The following is a 15,711-nucleotide window of genomic DNA, read 5'->3' as shown; positions in this document are numbered from 1 at the left end:
CTATCCTGCTTGCTGCATCACGGCTTCTTCTGCCCACTTACGTGCCAGATGGTCCGTTTGCAGTACGTTATCAAGGGTTAAAGAGGCATCAAGAAGGCCGTCTGACGTCTCAAATCTGTCCAATACACTTTCAACGATCTGGGCCATCTCTGGAAAACTGACCCGGCGTGCGATGAACAGGTCCAGCGCCCGCTCTTTCGCGGCGTTGAACACCGCACCTGACAGACCGCCGCGCTGCATCACGTTACGGGCGAGGCGCAGCGCTGGATAGCGGGTCTCGTCTGGGTCCTGAAAGCGCAACTGACCCAGTTTCGCCAGGTTCAGACGTTCGACCGGTAGCTTGCGCCGATCCGGCCAGTGCAGCGCATAGCCAATTGCATGGCGCATATCCGGTGCGCCCATATGAGCCATGACCGCGCCGTCATTGAACCCAACCAGCGAATGCACGATGGATTCGGGATGCACCAACACTTCGATCTGATCAGGGGAAACACCAAAGAATTCCCGCGTTTCAATCACTTCGAGCGCTTTATTGAACATCGAAGCGCTATCTATGGTGATCCGCTGACCCATATCCCAGTTCGGATGGCTCGAGGCTTGCTCGACCGTGGCATTGACCAGATCGCGCAACGGCCAATCGCGGAACGCGCCACCGCTGGCGGTGATAATGATCCGTTCAACTGCATCCATATCTTCGCCCACCAGCGCCTGGAACACGGCAGAGTGTTCGCTGTCCACCGGCAAAAGTCGGGCATTGTGTTTTCGCGCCGTTTCCAACACCAACGGTCCGGCACAAACGAGCGTTTCCTTGTTTGCCAGGGCTAGGGTCGCACCTTGTTTCAATGCCTCAAGACCCGGTGGCAATCCGGCCGCACCGACGATGGCCGACATGACCCAATCCGCTGGCCTCGCTGCCGCTTCGGTCAGCGCAACCTGTCCGGCCGCAGCCTCGACACCGCTGCCGGATAGTGCAGCACGCAGGTCCTCGAGCTGATCCTCATGCGCGGTCACGGCCAAATCAGCCTGCAGTCGGCGTGCATCGTCGGCCAGCTTTTCGATATTTGCACCGCCGGTCAATGCCACCACGTCATAGGCCGACGGATTCCGGTCAATCAGGTCGATTGTGTTCTGTCCGACCGATCCGGTCGCGCCGAAAATGGAAACTCTGCGCATTACATGCCCCCGGGGGAGTAAATCAAACCCGCGATCAGAACGAACAAGGCCGCCCCCATCATCCCGTCAAACCGGTCGAGAAATCCGCCATGTCCCGGGATCAGGTTCGAACTGTCCTTGACCCCAAATTTCCGTTTGGTCGCACTTTCGACGATATCTCCGGCTTGACTGGCCATCGAGGCCAAAACCGAAGTCACAACAAACATGAACCCAAATCCGGCATAGATCGCAAAAACAGCCCCCACGATGGCTGCTGCGGCCCAGCCTCCGGCAGTGCCCGACCATGTTTTCTTGGGGCTGACCTTGCGCCAGAACTTAGGGCCCCCAAAGGTTTTGCCAACAAAATACCCGGCGACATCCGTCGCCACGACCACCGAAATCAGCCAAACCATCCAGCCAAAACCCATCGTCTCGCGGATAGAGATGAAGCCCAGACCAGATGCCGCAATCCAGACGGCAAATAGCGCATAAATCGTTTTCGAACGACCGACCTGCCCCGCCCCAACCAAAGCCGGAGCCACCAGAACCGGAAGCTTAAAAAGCGGCGGCACGTGGTAGCTGATCAAGACGGCCACTCCGGTCAGAATGCCAAGCTGAACGCGCACGCCGACCTTGTCCGGATCGATCATCCGCACCAGCTCCCAGGTCATCAAACCGCAGGCAATTGCGATGAATGCTTCGAACCAAAGGCCGCCCAGCCAAACCTCGACCGAACCGATGGCAATTAAAACGGCTGCGGACAGAATCCGGGCGCTTAGGTCAGACCATCGGCCGTCGCTCATACCCGCACTGCCCCAAACCGGCGCTCGCGAGAGCCAAAGTTGCGACACAGCCGTTCCAGCTCGGCCGCTGTGAAATCCGGCCAGAGCGTGTCGATGAATTCATATTCGGAATAGGCCGATTGCCACAGCAGAAAGTTGGATATCCGCGCCTCACCACTGGTCCGGATAACCAGATCGGGATCAGGAAGAACATGCGTGTCCAGATACTTGGGCAGAGTTTCTTCATCAACTTCTTCGGGGCGCAACCGTCCTTCGGCTACGTCCAGCGCAAGACGTTTGGTGGCCCGCGCAACCTCATCCCGACCGCCGTAATTCAGGGCGACCGTCAGGTGTACCAGATCGTTGTTCTTGGTTTCTTCTTCCAGCGCGTCCATCAAGGCGATCAGCTTGGCGTCCAATCGAACGCGATCCCCAATGAACCGAACCCGGATACCATTTTCCTTCAGAGTCCGGGTTTCTTTGATGATGTAGCGCCGAAATAGGCTCATCAGCCCGGCAACCTCAGCCTGCGTGCGTTTCCAATTCTCAGTCGAAAAGGCAAAAACCGTCAGGTATTTGATTCCAAGTTCCGGGCAGGCCTCAACCACCTCGCGCACGCGCCGCGCCCCGGCGTGGTGTCCGAACAGTCTTGGCCGACCACGCGCCTGCGCCCAGCGACCATTTCCGTCCATGATAATAGCGACATGGCGCGGCCCAAGCGCGGGCGAAGTATGAGGGGTGTTGAGCATTCCCTGTCTCAGACCTGCATGATCTCGGCCTGCTTGGTCTCAAGCGCGGCGTCTACAGATTTGATCATCTCATCGGTCAGGTCCTGAACCTCGGATTCCCAGAATTTCTGATCATCCTCGGACATACCGTCCGCTTTGGCTTTTTTGACCTGATCCATCCCGTCGCGGCGCACATTCCGGATCGAGACACGGGCGTGTTCAGCGTATTGCCCGGCAACTTTGCCCAATTCGCGGCGGCGTTCTTCGTTCAGTTCCGGGATCGGCAGCATGATGATCGTACCGTTCAGCTGCGGATTGATCCCCAGCCCGCTTTCGCGGATCGCCTTTTCAACCTTGCCTACCAGACCCTTGTCCCAGACGTTGACGGTCACCATGCGCGGTTCGGGTACATTCACCGTCCCAACCTGATTGATCGGAGTCATCGAGCCATAGGCATCCACCATCACCGGCTCAAGCATCGAGGCCGACGCCCGCCCGGTCCGAAGCGAGGCGAATTCTGTTCTGAGGTTGGCCATGGCGCCTTCCATGCGCCGTTTCAGATCATCGGTATCCAGTTCGAAATCGTCAGACATGCTGCTCACTCCCCGTATTCAGGTGCTGTTTGCATGGCTTCTAAGCCATCGCAATTGGGATGTATAGCAATGATGATGTGGAAATGCGCCATTGACCAGAGGTGTCTTCAGCATTTTTTCGGTTGATTAAATACCAAACAGACCAGCCGACATCCTAGTCGGCCGGTCTAAAGGAAGCTTTTCCGATCAGGCGTTTACGTCAACGACGACGCGGCCTTTGACCTGACCTTTCAGAATATCGGCGCCCAGTTGCGGCAGATCGTTGAGGGTTGCTGGCTGAACCATTGCCTCAAGCTTATCCATCGGCAGATCGGTGGCGATACGTTGCCACGCCCGGACGCGATTTTCATAAGGCTGCATCACGCTGTCGATGCCCAGCAGATTTACGCCGCGCAGAAGGAATGGAATGACCGTCGCAGGCAAAGCAGCACCACCCGCCAACCCCACAGCCGCGACCGAGGCGCCGTATTTCATCTGCCCCAGGACGCGCGCCAGCATCTCTCCTCCGACTGCATCAACGCAGCCAGCCCAGCTTTCGCTTTCCAGAGGCCGCTTGGTGGTTTCGTTCAGCTCTTCCCGCGGGACGATTGTGCTGGCCCCAAGAGATTTCAAGTAATCCCCCGCCTCGGGTCGACCGGTAACAGCTGCCACTTCGTAGCCAAGATTGGACAGAATGGCCGTGGCCACAGATCCGACCCCACCTGCGGCCCCGGTTACCAAAACCGGCCCGTGATCGGGTGTCATTCCGTGATCCTCAAGCGCCATCACAGCCAGCATCGCAGTAAATCCGGCCGTGCCTACAGCCATTGCCTGGCGAGCATCCAAGCCATCGGGCAAGGGCACCAACCAATCGGCCAGTGCATTGGCTTTCTGCGAATACCCGCCCCAATGCGCCTCACCCACGCGCCAGCCGGTTAAAACTACCTTGTCACCGGGCTTATAGCGGTCATCTGATGACGCTTCGACGGTCCCGGCATAGTCAATGCCCGGTACATGTGGGTAGTTGCGCACCAGCCCGCCACCCTTTGGCGACGTACACAAACCATCCTTGTAATTCACCGTCGAATACTCGACCGCCACGGTCACGTCACCATTTGGCAAATCATCCAGAGACAACTGCTTGACCGAGGGGCTGGCCAAGCCGCTCTCTTCATCCTTTTCCATCACCAATGCGTTGAACATCCGATTTCCTTTCGTTTTCCTAGCGCCAGGCCGTTCTACGCCTGGCTGAATGAGTTCGGGTGCGCCGTGTAGCGACGAGGGCGACGCCCAAACCCTCCCTTAGATCCAGAAACGCTCCTGCACTGTGGCGCGGCGCATGCCGTCTGGTGTTTCAACCTCGACAATCGTTCCTGCTTCCCAGTGGCTTAATCGCAGCATGCCGATTGAGACATTCGTCCCGAAATCCGGGGACCACGCGGCTGAGGTCACCTGCCCCACACGCCTTCCACCTGCGAACACAGACCACGGTCGGTCGCAGGGCGGTACTGCGTTGCCCTCAATCGCAATTGGACGAATCTGCTGTACCGGGCCTTCCTTAGCCACACGTAACAATGCATCCCGACCGATACACCCAATCGCGGTGTGAGTATTACAGAACTTGCCCAAACCACATTCGTGCGGCGTGTTGTCGTCGGTCATGTCATTGCCATAAGACAGCAAACCACCTTCGATCCGCTCGATCAGGTTGGGACAACCCGCCCGCACCTGCAGGTCCTCACCCGCCGCAAAAAGGGCGTTCCACAATGGCATGCCTATTTCAGTGCCTTCGACATAGATCTCGAACCCACCCTGTTTCGAATAACCCGACCGAGCCACGGCCAGGTCACGCCCTTCGAATTCAAACATATCGAATTTGAAAAAACGGATATCCCGCACGCGATCCCCGAATACGCGCGCCATCAGGTCATCCGCCTTGGGCCCCTGAACCGCCAAGGGCGATACGTCGGGTTCATCCACCAGAACATCCAGCCGATACCCGTTGGCGACCCCTTTGACCCAAAAAAGCAGGTCACTGTCAGCAATGGAAATCCACCAACGATCATCGGACAACTTCACCGCCACAGGATCGTTCAGCATCCCACCGGTTTCATCGACGATGGGCACGTAAAAGCACTGCCCCGGCAGCATCCCCCGCAGATCACGCGGCGTCAGCATTTGCATCAATCTGCCCGCGTCCGGGCCGCGCAGCTCAACCTGCCGTTCACAGGAAACATCCCAGACCTGAACGTGGGACTTCAGATGCCTGTAATCTGCCTCGACGCTTTCGAAAACTGTGGGCAATAACATGCGGTTATAGACCGTGTATGCTTTAACTCCCGCAGCCTCGACACCGTCTGAGAAGGGCGTGCGCCGCAACCGGCGGGATAAGGAAATTTGCGGCATTCAAACCTCCTTTGGCATAAACACCAAATCGCTAACAGGTGCGGCTGATCCGGTCTCGGTCAGCATTTGGTGCAATTGCCCGCGATGATGGGTCTGATGGTTGAACATATGGATGACGCATTGCGCGTAAGGCAATGTAACGTCAGCTTCTTTTGCCGCCGAGAACCATGTGAATTCACCAGTCAGAAGGTCCTCTTCAAGCGATCCAGCCCAATTGGAGATGCGGGCGTCGACTGTTTTGCACAGCGGCAACCACTCGGCCAGATCAGCGCAAAAGGACACACTTTCCGGAATGCCGCCACCTGGACCATCGCCCTGATCAAAACGCGAAATCCAAATCCAGTTACCCCACAAAAGATGGTTAGCAGTCCCCATGATCGAGCCAAAAAAAGCGCCGCAATCTTTCGCTAACTCCTCGGGCGTCAGATCTTGAAGAAAAGCGGACAACTGGCTGTTCTGCCATTGATTATACCGCGCCATTTCCTGTGCATAGGCCCCGGTGATCATTATTTTGGTCCATGCCAGTCAATCGGGCAAATCTCGGCCGATTTACCGCCGAAATCCCAGACGCGGCCGTAATCACGCACCTTGGATTTGGTTCCACGCGCTACGATGATATCCGGTCCCATCCAGTATTTCGAGTTCGAAACCATCACCGGATGCTCGGGGTCTTTACCCGCCAACATCTCAATCTCGCCCTGAATCTTGCGACCGATTACAATGCGGCGCTTGTTGCCATCGCGTTCGATCTGGACAGGGGCCCGCTCGGCCCCGATGATCTCGCTGACCAGCATGGTGAACAGACCAGTTGTACCGCCAGCCTGCCCGCTGAAGATTTGCAGCAGACCGTTATAGGCCTTGCCGCTAGCGCGTTCATCGACATAGGCCGCGACTTTCCACTGGCCCTCGCCCATGCGACCGGGAATATCGACCAGCAGACCAACGTTTAAACCCGACAGGTCCTCGCCCTCGTAATGGCCTTCATCGATGATGACCCCCATCCACGCGTGGCAATGCCCTTCGGTCGGAGGATGCGCCCCCAGCGATACAACGCAGGGGCAAAACACATCGCACGAGCAGTTGAGGATCAACTCTCCCTTGATGACCCAATCAGTCGGGCTCATCTCACGCCGCTTGGGATTTGGCATACGACTGTCGATACGTTGGCTGATCGGCAACCTGTCGGCTTCAGGTTTTCTGTTCTTAGCCATATACTTATCCTCCGAAAATAAAGGGATAGATCAACAGGAGAATTCCCCCTGAAACAAGAGCAAACCCCATTGGTCGCGTCACTGCGTGACCGATCTGAGGCAATTTTTCCAAAACCATGAACAGCGTCGCCAACCCCATCCAAAGCAAGCTCATGACGCCTCCAACGAAACCCAGCGCCATAAAGCCCCAACAACATCCGACGCAAAAGGCACCCAGCCCCAGGCCCATGCGCAACCCGCCTGTGAAACCGGTTTTCCAATGAACTAGAAAATAAGTCATGGGCGCGTGGCAAACTCCGTGGCAGACCTCTTTCGCGCGGGTGAACTGAAAAGCGCCAACTGCGATCATCAAACCACCGGCCACAAAGCTGGATTTGGCGATGCCCAGCATGTCGACAACGCCACCGAACAGTAAAACCAGCTGAACCCCCGTGATCAGCGCCGCGAACCCGACCCAGACGATGAAATACCCCGCCAGAACGCCCAGCCAACCAGCTCGTGTGCCATTGGCGCTGCGGATCAGGTCATCATAGCTGCGCAAGGTCGGCACAAGGGTCGGCAACATCATTGCGGCCATCATGATGGCCCACATCCAGAACAGCGGGCTAAATTCGGCCATCGGCATGTACATATCCATGCGCGGATCCATGGCGGCCATCGCTTGCCCCATTGGGCCGGGGCGCCCGATCCAATCCAGATCCATTCCGCGGCTCATGGTGAACATCATCCACCAGGCCCACAGAATCAGGCTGTAAAACCCAAGCCACAAACCGCTGCGTAGAACTGCGCGACTCATGCGTCCCTCCCGACTCAGTCCTTGCAATTCAAATGTCAGACTTTTAAATGTCAGACAAATAAAATCTTACCAACGGTCCCCGGAATATGAAAATCGACCCACGAAAACCCGCCGATTTGTCTGCGCAAATCGCGCAGGCCATCCGTGATGCCATCATCTCGGGTGAATTGATCGTGGATGAGCGTTTGCCGTCCGAGGCAGAACTGTCCGATCAGTTTCAGGTCTCACGCCCCACGGTGCGCGAGGCATTGAAACGTCTAGCCGCGCAATCCTTGATCCGAACGCAGCGGGGTGCCAGCGGGGGGGCTTTTGTTAATCGGATCAGCTTTGAGGATGCGCATTCGCAGCAAATCACAACCTCAACACTGTTATTGTCGATGAATGAGGTCAGCTTTGATACTGCCTGCGAGGCCCGATTTTCGTTGGAACGCGCCTGCGCGCCTTTGTCTGCGCAACGCCGTACTTCGGATCAACTGGCCACCATGCGGGCCGAGATTTTCCGTCAGGCACAGCCTGGGCTTTCGGATGAGGCCTTTTGCGCTTCAGACGTCACATTCCATCGGGCCTTGGTAGATGGTGCCGACAACCCGGTGCTCTCTTACCAGTTGGCCGGCGCTGTCGAGGCCATGCAGCCCTTGATGAACATGATCACCTTCACCGCCCGATCGCGTGAACAAATCATCTCCTTGCACAATCAGATTGCCGATGCGCTGGAAGAAAGGGATGCGGCAAAGGTAGATGCAAAACTAGTTGAGCTAGAAGAATACACCCGTAAGCTGGCCCAGGATGTCGCCCAGCAACACCGTAAACCTGCTTGATGAGGGACAGATGACAACAGCGCTGAACGTAATTGCCGCCCTCTTGACCATAGGTTTTGGCCTCTTCGGATTTCTGGCGCCCGCGTTCACTGCGGCCTCGTTGGATTTGACACCAACCGACAGCAACATGGGTCTCAGCGAGATGCGCGCATCAGTCGGTGGGCTATTTGTCGTAACCGGCGCGGTGGTGCTGTGGCTGAACAATCCTATGGCTTATGCCATGTTGGGCGTTGTTTATGCGGGCGCGGCGCTTGGGAGGTTTGTCTCGGTCATTTTTGATAATCCGCCACTCATCAAAGCCATGACATTTGGAGGAATCGAATTGGCCCTGGCGCTGTGGTTGATCTTGGCGAACATCAACAGGGCTGCGTAAGCATCTGTTTTTAAAGCAAGCGTAGATTGGAATTCCTAGTTTGCATCCACGCGCGCGCTCACCTATATAGGATATGTCTTTCGGGACTATGGACATAAACGCGCTCGTAATAAGCGGATCGGACCCGGGGGCGGTACCCGGCGGCTCCACCAACCATCCTTCGTTTGAGGATTTTGGGGCCGAAATAGGATCGACGAACGTCTAAAGGGGTTAGCTTTGTCTCGGCTGTCTGCCACCGTTACCGGCGAAAATAGTACAATTGCAAACGACAATCGTGCTCCGGTTGCAGTTGCTGCGTAAGCAGTAACAAGACCGAAACTTAAGTCCTTGCGCCTAGCCGCGTAAGGCGGGGTTCGCAGGTACCTGGCAACAGAAACCTGCATTTTCTCCCTAATGTCTGCTGTTTAACCCTGATCTTGTTCACGTTTAGAGTTTATTCACCCTTTGGTCTCATGCTGACCCCGACAGAAAAAGGAGAGTCGGGATGTCCCATACAGATGTCGTCAAAGGATGGTATTCCGAGGTTTGGGAAAACGGGAACCTTGATGCGATAGATCAGTATTTTAGCGCTGATACGATGGCCGAAGGGTTGATCCCCGAAATGCAGGTCGGCGCGGATGATTTCCGCGATCTGGTCATGGCGTTTCGTCACGTTCTTGGGGACATCAAGGTCGAAATTCCAAAGATCGTCGAAGATGGGGACTGGGTTTCTGCCATTTTGCATGTCAGCACGACGCGGGCCGACAATGGCGCCCCGCTAAAGGCCACGGGCAGTGTGTTCGCGCGGGTCAAGGACGGTCGCATGGTCGAGGCTTATAACCAATTCGACTTCATCTCTTTGTTCGAACAACTCGGGCAGTTTCCGCAAGACACCTTGCCTGTCTGCATGACAGGTCAAAGGCTCGATTGGGTGTAACACGGTTCAGGCAATCTTGACCCCTTTGGCGCTTAGCCGTAAGCAAAGATCATGGGGTAAGATTGCGAACGCCCCGTGAGGCGCCAGCCCAAGTTTCGCATGTATCCGCCCAAAACAGGAGACATGCCATGCCTGCGCCCAATTCAATCACCCCGAAACAGCTGATGCGCCTAATCGGAACGCCACAGGCTCCTGTTTTGGTCGACATATGTCTGGATGAGGATTTCACAGCTGACCCCTATCTAATCCCCGGCTCACTGCGTCATCCCGCCAAAGATATCGACGGGATCGCCGAAAGGATTGGCGACCGTGCGGCTGTCATCATTTGCCAAAAGGGCAAAAAGCTCAGCCAAGGGGTTGTCTCTTGGCTGCGCAGCAAAGGTTGTGTGGCGGAATTCCTGGAAGGTGGTATGTTTGGCTGGCAGGAAATGCCCGACGCGCCGCGGGTTCCAGCCTCGGCCGTACCATGGCACGAGGGTGGTCGATCCGTCTGGGTCACGCGTCACCGACCCAAAATCGACCGGATCGCATGCCCCTGGCTGATCCGCCGCTTTGTCGACCCGGGCGCGCAGTTTCTATTCGTGGCACCGTCCGAGGTGCAAGCCACCGCCGAGGCCTTTGACGCAACGCCGTTCGATATAGAGGATACGTTTTGGTCCCACAGACAGGATCGCTGCACCTTTGACACCATGCTGGACGAGTTTCAGCTGCGCATGCCGGCGCTTGACCGATTAGCCACGGTCGTTCGGGCCGCCGACACCAATCGCCATGATCTCGCCCCCGAAGCCGCCGGGCTATTGGCAATCTCTGTCGGCTTGTCACGCCAGTACCGCGACGATCACCAAAACCTCGAGGCAGGGCTGCACTTGTATGACGCACTGTACCGCTGGGCGCGGGACGGGTTTGACGAGGGGCACGACTGGCCAACGGATCGCAAATCATGACGCCATCCCTTTCAGACCTTGTCCGGGTGTTTGGCCGCATCGGGTTGCTGTCGTTCGGAGGGCCGGCCGCGCAAATCTCACTGATGCACCAGGAACTGGTCGAGAGACGCCCGTGGCTGGACGAACAGGCTTATCTGCGCGCCTTGTCCCTGTGCATGCTTCTGCCCGGCCCCGAGGCCATGCAACTGGCCACTTATGCCGGTTGGCGTCTGCGTGGTGTGACCGGCGGGTTGATCGCAGGTGCCCTTTTCGTACTACCGGGTGCGTTTGTCATCGCCATTCTCGTGGGGCTTTATGCTGCGTTTGGCGACCTGCCAGTGGTGCAGGCTGGTTTTTTGGGTGTGAAAGCGACTGTGATTGTCATCGTTCTTCAGGCCCTTAGGAGCCTGTCGCGCAAAGCGCTGACCGATACGCAACACCGTGCGATCGCTGGGTTGGGTTTTCTTGCGATTTTCGCGCTGAACCTTCCCTTTCCGCTGATCATTCTGGCGGCAGCTATCTGGGGCTATGTCACGTTTAACGGCGAGGTCACCACCGCAGATGCACCCCCTGCCCCAAAGGTCAAAGGAATGCTCGGCACCGCCGCAATTTGGCTGGTTCTGTGGCTGGGGCCACTGTTGGCATTGACCTTGGCGGGACAAAAACTGTTGAGCGATCTGGGCTGGTTTTTTGCTCGCCTTGCCGTTGTCACGTTTGGCGGGGCCTATGCCGTTCTGGCCTATATGACCCAGACCGTGGTTGAAAAATATCAATGGGTCAGCACAGATCAGATGATCGACGCGCTGGGTCTGGCCGAAACGACTCCGGGGCCGTTGATTCTGGTGACACAGTTTGTCGCCATGTTGACCGGTCAAATCAACGGCGGGGCGCCGCTTGCGATTGCGGCTGGAGCGGTTGCCCTTTGGGCCACATTTGTACCGTGTTTTCTTTGGATATTTTTGGCCGCCCCCTATCTGGACCAATTGGCGACCCGTCCAAGGTTGTCCGCCGCGCTGCACGGGATTACTGCCGCTGTGGTAGGTGTGATTCTTAACCTGTCAGTGTGGTTCAGCCTGAACGTTCTGTTTCAGACTTTTCCCCAACAGTCCTGGGGTCCGGTGACCATCCCCAGGCCCGATCCAGCCGCCCTGGATCCTGCCGCTCTGATCCTGACACTATTGGCTGGGCTATTGATTTTTAAGTTTAAATTTGGGATGGCAACAACTCTGGCCATCATGGCCATGATTGGAACGGGAATTCACTTCCTTTGAACAATCCTCGCATACCCGGTCTTTCGTTTCCGTCGAAATCCCCTATGCTGAGGGTAACCACTTTTGAGGATGACACATGTCGCAAGACATCGATTATGGAAACTTGATGCACACCGCGATGCGCGGGCTCATCAAATCCGTTCTAAACAGCGTTGCCGATAATGGCCTACCTGGGACGCATCATTTCTTTATCACCTTTGATACGCGTCAGGATGGCGTTCAGCTGGCGGATTGGCTGCGCGAGCGGTACCCCGAAGAGATGACAATCGTCATGCAGCACTGGTTCGAAAATCTAGAGGTCGGCGACGAAGGCTTTGCCATCACGCTGAACTTTGGAGACGCACCGGAACCGCTATACATCCCTTATGCGGCGATCAAAACCTTCGTCGACCCATCCGTCGAATTCGGCTTGCGGTTTGAAAGCCCCGATGATGAGGAAGAAGCCGACCCCATCGTCGAGGAATCAATCGAGGTTGAGGAAGGGGCAGATCAACAAGACGCCGAGGTCGTCTCGCTGGACAGTTTCCGTAAATAATTGCTCAATAGACTATTGTTTTTTAAGAAAAGTCTCGACCGAACGGGACTTTTCCCCATTGCGGAACCGCGAAAACGACAGGTCCAGACCACCCTCAGCCAATGTACGGTCGTATTGCTGCAATTCATAGTCGCCGGTTTCGCCGATAAACAGCGAAAATACGGTTAGAGTATCACCTTGGATCCGGCCCCAGACAAAAGGTTCGCCTTGCATCGGGTCAAGCGGTACTTCGTGTCCAAACACATTGCGTTTCATCGCAGCCGAAAATACATCTGCCCGGTCGGACTGTTTGAAATCAATCGAGAATTTCTGTTCCTTGATGCGGCCATCCGCCTTGTAGGTCGTTGTGGTCCAACTGATGTTAAAACCGTTCTTCATCTCGTGAATCGACACGCTCATGTCGCGTGGCGTTTCGGTACCGTCATCATCGACAACACTTGCAGATCCAACATAGTCGCCGACAAAAGGCGAAATATCCGCCGCTTGGACAGGAACGCCAGATAATGCGATCAAAAACAGGAAGCACAGCGAAAAGACTATATATTTCAAGAAATAAGTCTGAACCAATTTGCCCACCGGAGCCTCCAATATGGTGATCCTATTATTGTAGCGGACACGTATGCACGCACAATGCGATTCACAAGAAATTTCACCGTCCCTTCCACCTATACCTCTGGCACCCTTAAGTTTATGGTGCGCGCAACTGGCCGATTGCTCTGCAACTATGTTGCGGGTAAATGGCATACGAACGTATACACTACGGAGTGATAGATGTCTCAGACCCGCACCGAATCCGACAGCTTTGGCCCGTTGGAGGTTCCTTCTGACAAGTATTGGGGTGCCCAAACGCAGCGATCAATCATGAACTTCCCGATCGGTTGGGAAAGGCAACCCGTTGCCATCGTGCGCGCGCTGGGCGTGATCAAAAAAGCCTGTGCGATGGAAAACAAAGCCATTGGTAAGCTGGATGCAAAGATCGCAGATGCCATCATTCAAGCCGCTGGCGAAGTGATCGAAGGCAAGTTTGATGACAATTTCCCTCTGGTCGTCTGGCAGACCGGTTCGGGTACGCAGTCGAACATGAACTCGAACGAGGTGATCGCCAACCGCGCGATCGAAATCCTGGGCGGCGTTATTGGTTCGAAAGAGCCTGTTCACCCCAACGACCACTGCAACATGGGTCAATCGTCGAACGACACCTTCCCCACCGCCATGCATATCGCTACCGCGATGAGCGTGCGCGATGTGCTGTTGCCGGGTCTTGAAAAATTCGCATCAGCCCTGGAAGCCAAAGCAAAAGAATTTGCAGGCATCATCAAAATCGGCCGGACCCACACTCAGGACGCGACGCCACTGACGCTGGAACAGGAATTTGGCGGTTATGCACACCAGATCCGTCAGGGTATCGCCCGTGTCCATGCGTCGATGCCCGGAATTTATGAACTGGCGCAAGGTGGTACGGCTGTTGGTACTGGCTTGAACACCCATAACGGCTGGGATGAGGCCGTGGCCAAGAACATGGCAGACATCACCGGCCTGCCCTTCATCACCGCACCGAACAAGTTCGAGGCACTGGCCGCCCATGACGCCATGGTGTTCCTTTCGGGCGCTTTGGCGACCATCGCGGGTTCTTGCTACAAAATCGCCAACGACATCCGTCTGCTGGGTTCCGGCCCACGTTCTGGTCTGGGTGAGTTGATCTTGCCGGAAAACGAACCTGGTTCGTCAATCATGCCGGGTAAGGTGAACCCAACACAGGCCGAGGCGCTGACCCAAGTGGCCGCGCATGTCATGGGCAATGACGCAGCGATGAAGTTTGCCGGTTCGCAAGGTCACTTCCAGCTGAACGTCTATAACCCGATGATGTCCTACAACCTGCTGCAATCGATTCAACTGCTGGGCGACGCAACCGACAGCTTTACCGAGCGGATGCTGCTGGGCATCAAGGCTAACGAGCCGCGCATCGACAAGCTGATGAAGGAATCGCTGATGCTGGTGACCGCTCTGGCCCCGACGATTGGCTATGACAACGCCACAAAGGTTGCCAAAACCGCACACAAAAACGGCACCACCCTCAAGGAAGAGGCCATCGCATTGGGCTTTGTGGATGAAGAGACCTTTGACGCCGTTGTCCGCCCCGAACATATGATCGGCCCGAAAGACTGATGGGTAAGCCGGTCAATCTGAACCGGTACAGAAAAGCAAAGGCTCGGGCCGAGAAAAAGGCCCGCGCCGACCAGAACGCTGTCAAATTCGGGCGCAACAAGGTCGAAAAGGTCGAGGCCAAGTTCGAGCAAGACAAACAGCGCCGCGACATGGACAATCACGAGTTGGATGAATGAGCGGTCGCCCGGTCAAACGCTCACTGACTTTGAAAGGTCATCGCACTTCGGTGTCCCTTGAGGATGAATTCTGGCAAGCCTTTCGCGACATTTCGAAAGAAAAAGAAATGGCAATAAATGCGTTGGCGGCTGAGATTGACGTCGAACGTGACCCTGAGATTGGCCTGGCGTCGGCCATTCGCGTCTATGTTCTGAATTGGTACCGCACCCGCGATTGATGCTTGTCACCCTGTTTCCTTTGCATGTACCCTGATCCGGAACAAAAGGGGTACATCATATGAGCAAGACTGTAACCGGACCCGATGGACAACCGCGCTGCGCTTGGTGCCAAGCCGCCCCTGAGTTCTTTGAGTATCACGATCAAGAATGGGGCTATCCGGTCGCGGACGATCAGCGATTGTTCGAAAAGCTGTGCCTTGAAAGCTTTCAGTCCGGACTTAGTTGGCGAACAATACTGAACAAGCGCGAGAATTTTCGCAAAGCGTTTAATCAATTCGATTTTAACGCTGTAGCTGCATTTACTAATGCAGACATCGAGCGTCTCTTACAGAACGAAGGCATCATACGTCATCGCGGCAAGATCGAGGCCGTGATCAACAATGCCCGCTGCGCGCAGGACCTTATCGTGGCCGAGGGTTCTCTGGCTGCTTATGTATGGCGATACGAGGCCGACAACCCGCCTGCGCCGCAAACTGCGTCAACCTCGGCCGAGTCCATTGCAATGTCGAAGGATTTGAAAAAACGCGGTTGGAAGTTTGTTGGGCCAACCACGGTATTTGCTTTCATGCAGGCCATGGGGTTGGTCAACGACCACGCAATCGGCTGTTCCATGCGTGAAAAAGCGGCGCAGATGCGCCGCGAATTCATCAAGCCGGAATAGCGCCTC

General features: G+C 55.9%; 20 protein-coding genes and 1 other RNA gene. 11 read left to right on the top strand and 10 right to left on the bottom strand.

Features of this window, described 5'->3' with window-relative positions; all coding sequences use genetic code 11:
* The 9 genes from dxr to ACR0DL_RS04400 form a co-directional block, all read right to left on the bottom strand.
* Positions 1–1,173: a 1-deoxy-D-xylulose-5-phosphate reductoisomerase gene (dxr, locus tag ACR0DL_RS04440; RefSeq protein ID WP_480687759.1), complete on the bottom strand. Its 1,173-nt coding sequence runs from the start codon at positions 1,171–1,173 to the stop codon at positions 1–3.
* Complete coding sequence (locus tag ACR0DL_RS04435; RefSeq protein ID WP_480687757.1) at positions 1,173–1,955, bottom strand: phosphatidate cytidylyltransferase; 783 nt, start codon at positions 1,953–1,955, stop codon at positions 1,173–1,175. The genes dxr and ACR0DL_RS04435 overlap by 1 nt, the downstream gene beginning before the upstream one ends.
* Complete coding sequence (locus tag ACR0DL_RS04430; RefSeq protein ID WP_170577549.1) at positions 1,952–2,683, bottom strand: isoprenyl transferase; 732 nt, start codon at positions 2,681–2,683, stop codon at positions 1,952–1,954. Before ACR0DL_RS04430 ends, ACR0DL_RS04435 begins: the two co-directional genes overlap by 4 nt.
* Positions 2,684–2,691: 8 nt before the next feature.
* Complete coding sequence (gene frr, locus ACR0DL_RS04425; RefSeq protein ID WP_170348638.1) at positions 2,692–3,255, bottom strand: ribosome recycling factor; 564 nt, start codon at positions 3,253–3,255, stop codon at positions 2,692–2,694.
* A 186-nt stretch (positions 3,256–3,441) separates the two neighbouring features.
* A complete protein-coding gene (gene acuI, locus ACR0DL_RS04420; protein ID WP_170348637.1) occupies positions 3,442–4,437 on the bottom strand; it encodes an acryloyl-CoA reductase in 996 nt (331 codons plus the stop codon).
* Positions 4,438–4,536: 99 nt separating this feature from the next.
* Positions 4,537–5,640: a dimethylsulfoniopropionate demethylase gene (locus ACR0DL_RS04415; protein ID WP_170358368.1), complete on the bottom strand. Its 1,104-nt coding sequence runs from the start codon at positions 5,638–5,640 to the stop codon at positions 4,537–4,539.
* Positions 5,641–6,147: a DinB family protein gene (locus ACR0DL_RS04410; protein ID WP_480687755.1), complete on the bottom strand. Its 507-nt coding sequence runs from the start codon at positions 6,145–6,147 to the stop codon at positions 5,641–5,643.
* Entirely contained in the window at positions 6,147–6,851 is a 705-nt protein-coding gene (locus ACR0DL_RS04405; protein WP_170348634.1) for a DUF1326 domain-containing protein, read from the bottom strand. The genes ACR0DL_RS04410 and ACR0DL_RS04405 overlap by 1 nt, the downstream gene beginning before the upstream one ends.
* A gap of 4 nt (positions 6,852–6,855) precedes the next feature.
* The gene (locus ACR0DL_RS04400; RefSeq protein ID WP_480687753.1) at positions 6,856–7,647 is read right to left on the bottom strand and encodes a DUF2182 domain-containing protein; all 792 of its coding nucleotides are present in this window, start codon (positions 7,645–7,647) and stop codon (positions 6,856–6,858) included.
* Positions 7,648–7,733: 86 nt separating this feature from the next.
* On the opposite strand from ACR0DL_RS04400, the gene ACR0DL_RS04395 reads away from it, so the two are divergent.
* From ACR0DL_RS04395 to ACR0DL_RS04365, 7 genes are all read left to right on the top strand, one after another.
* Positions 7,734–8,465: a FadR/GntR family transcriptional regulator gene (locus ACR0DL_RS04395; RefSeq protein WP_226688483.1), complete on the top strand. Its 732-nt coding sequence runs from the start codon at positions 7,734–7,736 to the stop codon at positions 8,463–8,465.
* A 10-nt stretch (positions 8,466–8,475) separates the two neighbouring features.
* Entirely contained in the window at positions 8,476–8,838 is a 363-nt protein-coding gene (locus ACR0DL_RS04390; protein ID WP_170348631.1) for a DUF4345 family protein, read from the top strand.
* Positions 8,839–8,874: 36 nt separating this feature from the next.
* Positions 8,875–9,222: a transfer-messenger RNA gene (gene ssrA / locus ACR0DL_RS04385) on the top strand.
* 100 nt (positions 9,223–9,322) lie between these two features.
* Positions 9,323–9,754 (top strand): ester cyclase, encoded by a 432-nt coding sequence (locus ACR0DL_RS04380; RefSeq protein WP_480687751.1) that lies wholly within the window; start codon positions 9,323–9,325, stop codon positions 9,752–9,754.
* A 128-nt stretch (positions 9,755–9,882) separates the two neighbouring features.
* On the top strand, positions 9,883–10,698 hold the full coding sequence (locus tag ACR0DL_RS04375) for a chromate resistance protein ChrB domain-containing protein (RefSeq protein ID WP_480687749.1): 816 nt from the start codon (positions 9,883–9,885) through the stop codon (positions 10,696–10,698).
* Positions 10,695–11,948 carry a chromate efflux transporter gene (gene chrA / locus ACR0DL_RS04370; protein WP_480687747.1) on the top strand — a complete coding sequence of 418 codons (1,254 nt, stop codon included), beginning with the start codon at positions 10,695–10,697 and terminating at the stop codon, positions 11,946–11,948. The genes ACR0DL_RS04375 and chrA overlap by 4 nt, the downstream gene beginning before the upstream one ends.
* Positions 11,949–12,024: 76 nt before the next feature.
* Entirely contained in the window at positions 12,025–12,483 is a 459-nt protein-coding gene (locus tag ACR0DL_RS04365) for an SspB family protein (RefSeq protein WP_170393958.1), read from the top strand.
* A gap of 12 nt (positions 12,484–12,495) precedes the next feature.
* Here the strand turns inward: ACR0DL_RS04365 and ACR0DL_RS04360 are convergent, their stop codons facing one another.
* Positions 12,496–13,023: a PH domain-containing protein gene (locus tag ACR0DL_RS04360; protein ID WP_437436833.1), complete on the bottom strand. Its 528-nt coding sequence runs from the start codon at positions 13,021–13,023 to the stop codon at positions 12,496–12,498.
* A 231-nt stretch (positions 13,024–13,254) separates the two neighbouring features.
* On the opposite strand from ACR0DL_RS04360, the gene fumC reads away from it, so the two are divergent.
* The 4 genes from fumC to ACR0DL_RS04340 are packed head-to-tail and all read left to right on the top strand — an operon-like array spanning position 13,255 to position 15,705.
* On the top strand, positions 13,255–14,649 hold the full coding sequence (gene fumC, locus ACR0DL_RS04355) for a class II fumarate hydratase (protein ID WP_170393956.1): 1,395 nt from the start codon (positions 13,255–13,257) through the stop codon (positions 14,647–14,649).
* The gene (locus ACR0DL_RS04350) at positions 14,649–14,825 is read left to right on the top strand and encodes a DUF4169 family protein (protein ID WP_170358349.1); all 177 of its coding nucleotides are present in this window, start codon (positions 14,649–14,651) and stop codon (positions 14,823–14,825) included. Before fumC ends, ACR0DL_RS04350 begins: the two co-directional genes overlap by 1 nt.
* Complete coding sequence (locus ACR0DL_RS04345) at positions 14,822–15,043, top strand: ribbon-helix-helix domain-containing protein (protein WP_170548736.1); 222 nt, start codon at positions 14,822–14,824, stop codon at positions 15,041–15,043. Before ACR0DL_RS04350 ends, ACR0DL_RS04345 begins: the two co-directional genes overlap by 4 nt.
* Before the next feature lie 59 nt (positions 15,044–15,102).
* Positions 15,103–15,705, top strand: a complete 603-nt coding sequence (locus ACR0DL_RS04340; RefSeq protein ID WP_480687745.1) for a DNA-3-methyladenine glycosylase I — start codon at positions 15,103–15,105, stop codon at positions 15,703–15,705.
* Positions 15,706–15,711 lie beyond the last annotated feature (6 nt).

This window comes from Ruegeria sp. BB5 (assembly GCF_056539405.1).
The sequence above is the reverse complement of the archived record's forward strand: the minus strand, read 5'-3'. Positions and strand labels throughout refer to the sequence as shown.

Excerpts from the sequence above, each read along its gene's own strand:
- ACR0DL_RS04430 (WP_170577549.1), bottom strand. The coding sequence starts at position 2,683 with ATGCTCAACACCCCTCATACTTCGCCCGCGCTTGGGCCGCGCCATGTC.
- ACR0DL_RS04340 (WP_480687745.1), top strand. The coding sequence starts at position 15,103 with ATGAGCAAGACTGTAACCGGACCCGATGGACAACCGCGCTGCGCTTGG.
- fumC (WP_170393956.1), top strand. The coding sequence starts at position 13,255 with ATGTCTCAGACCCGCACCGAATCCGACAGCTTTGGCCCGTTGGAGGTT.
- ACR0DL_RS04395 (WP_226688483.1), top strand. The coding sequence starts at position 7,734 with ATGAAAATCGACCCACGAAAACCCGCCGATTTGTCTGCGCAAATCGCG.
- ACR0DL_RS04415 (WP_170358368.1), bottom strand. The coding sequence starts at position 5,640 with ATGCCGCAAATTTCCTTATCCCGCCGGTTGCGGCGCACGCCCTTCTCA.
- frr (WP_170348638.1), bottom strand. The coding sequence starts at position 3,255 with ATGTCTGACGATTTCGAACTGGATACCGATGATCTGAAACGGCGCATG.
- ACR0DL_RS04350 (WP_170358349.1), top strand. The coding sequence starts at position 14,649 with ATGGGTAAGCCGGTCAATCTGAACCGGTACAGAAAAGCAAAGGCTCGG.
- ACR0DL_RS04405 (WP_170348634.1), bottom strand. The coding sequence starts at position 6,851 with ATGGCTAAGAACAGAAAACCTGAAGCCGACAGGTTGCCGATCAGCCAA.
- dxr (WP_480687759.1), bottom strand. The coding sequence starts at position 1,173 with ATGCGCAGAGTTTCCATTTTCGGCGCGACCGGATCGGTCGGACAGAAC.
- chrA (WP_480687747.1), top strand. The coding sequence starts at position 10,695 with ATGACGCCATCCCTTTCAGACCTTGTCCGGGTGTTTGGCCGCATCGGG.
- ACR0DL_RS04345 (WP_170548736.1), top strand. The coding sequence starts at position 14,822 with ATGAGCGGTCGCCCGGTCAAACGCTCACTGACTTTGAAAGGTCATCGC.
- ACR0DL_RS04375 (WP_480687749.1), top strand. The coding sequence starts at position 9,883 with ATGCCTGCGCCCAATTCAATCACCCCGAAACAGCTGATGCGCCTAATC.
- ACR0DL_RS04410 (WP_480687755.1), bottom strand. The coding sequence starts at position 6,147 with ATGATCACCGGGGCCTATGCACAGGAAATGGCGCGGTATAATCAATGG.
- acuI (WP_170348637.1), bottom strand. The coding sequence starts at position 4,437 with ATGTTCAACGCATTGGTGATGGAAAAGGATGAAGAGAGCGGCTTGGCC.
- ACR0DL_RS04390 (WP_170348631.1), top strand. The coding sequence starts at position 8,476 with ATGACAACAGCGCTGAACGTAATTGCCGCCCTCTTGACCATAGGTTTT.
- ACR0DL_RS04380 (WP_480687751.1), top strand. The coding sequence starts at position 9,323 with ATGTCCCATACAGATGTCGTCAAAGGATGGTATTCCGAGGTTTGGGAA.
- ACR0DL_RS04400 (WP_480687753.1), bottom strand. The coding sequence starts at position 7,647 with ATGAGTCGCGCAGTTCTACGCAGCGGTTTGTGGCTTGGGTTTTACAGC.
- ACR0DL_RS04365 (WP_170393958.1), top strand. The coding sequence starts at position 12,025 with ATGTCGCAAGACATCGATTATGGAAACTTGATGCACACCGCGATGCGC.
- ACR0DL_RS04435 (WP_480687757.1), bottom strand. The coding sequence starts at position 1,955 with ATGAGCGACGGCCGATGGTCTGACCTAAGCGCCCGGATTCTGTCCGCA.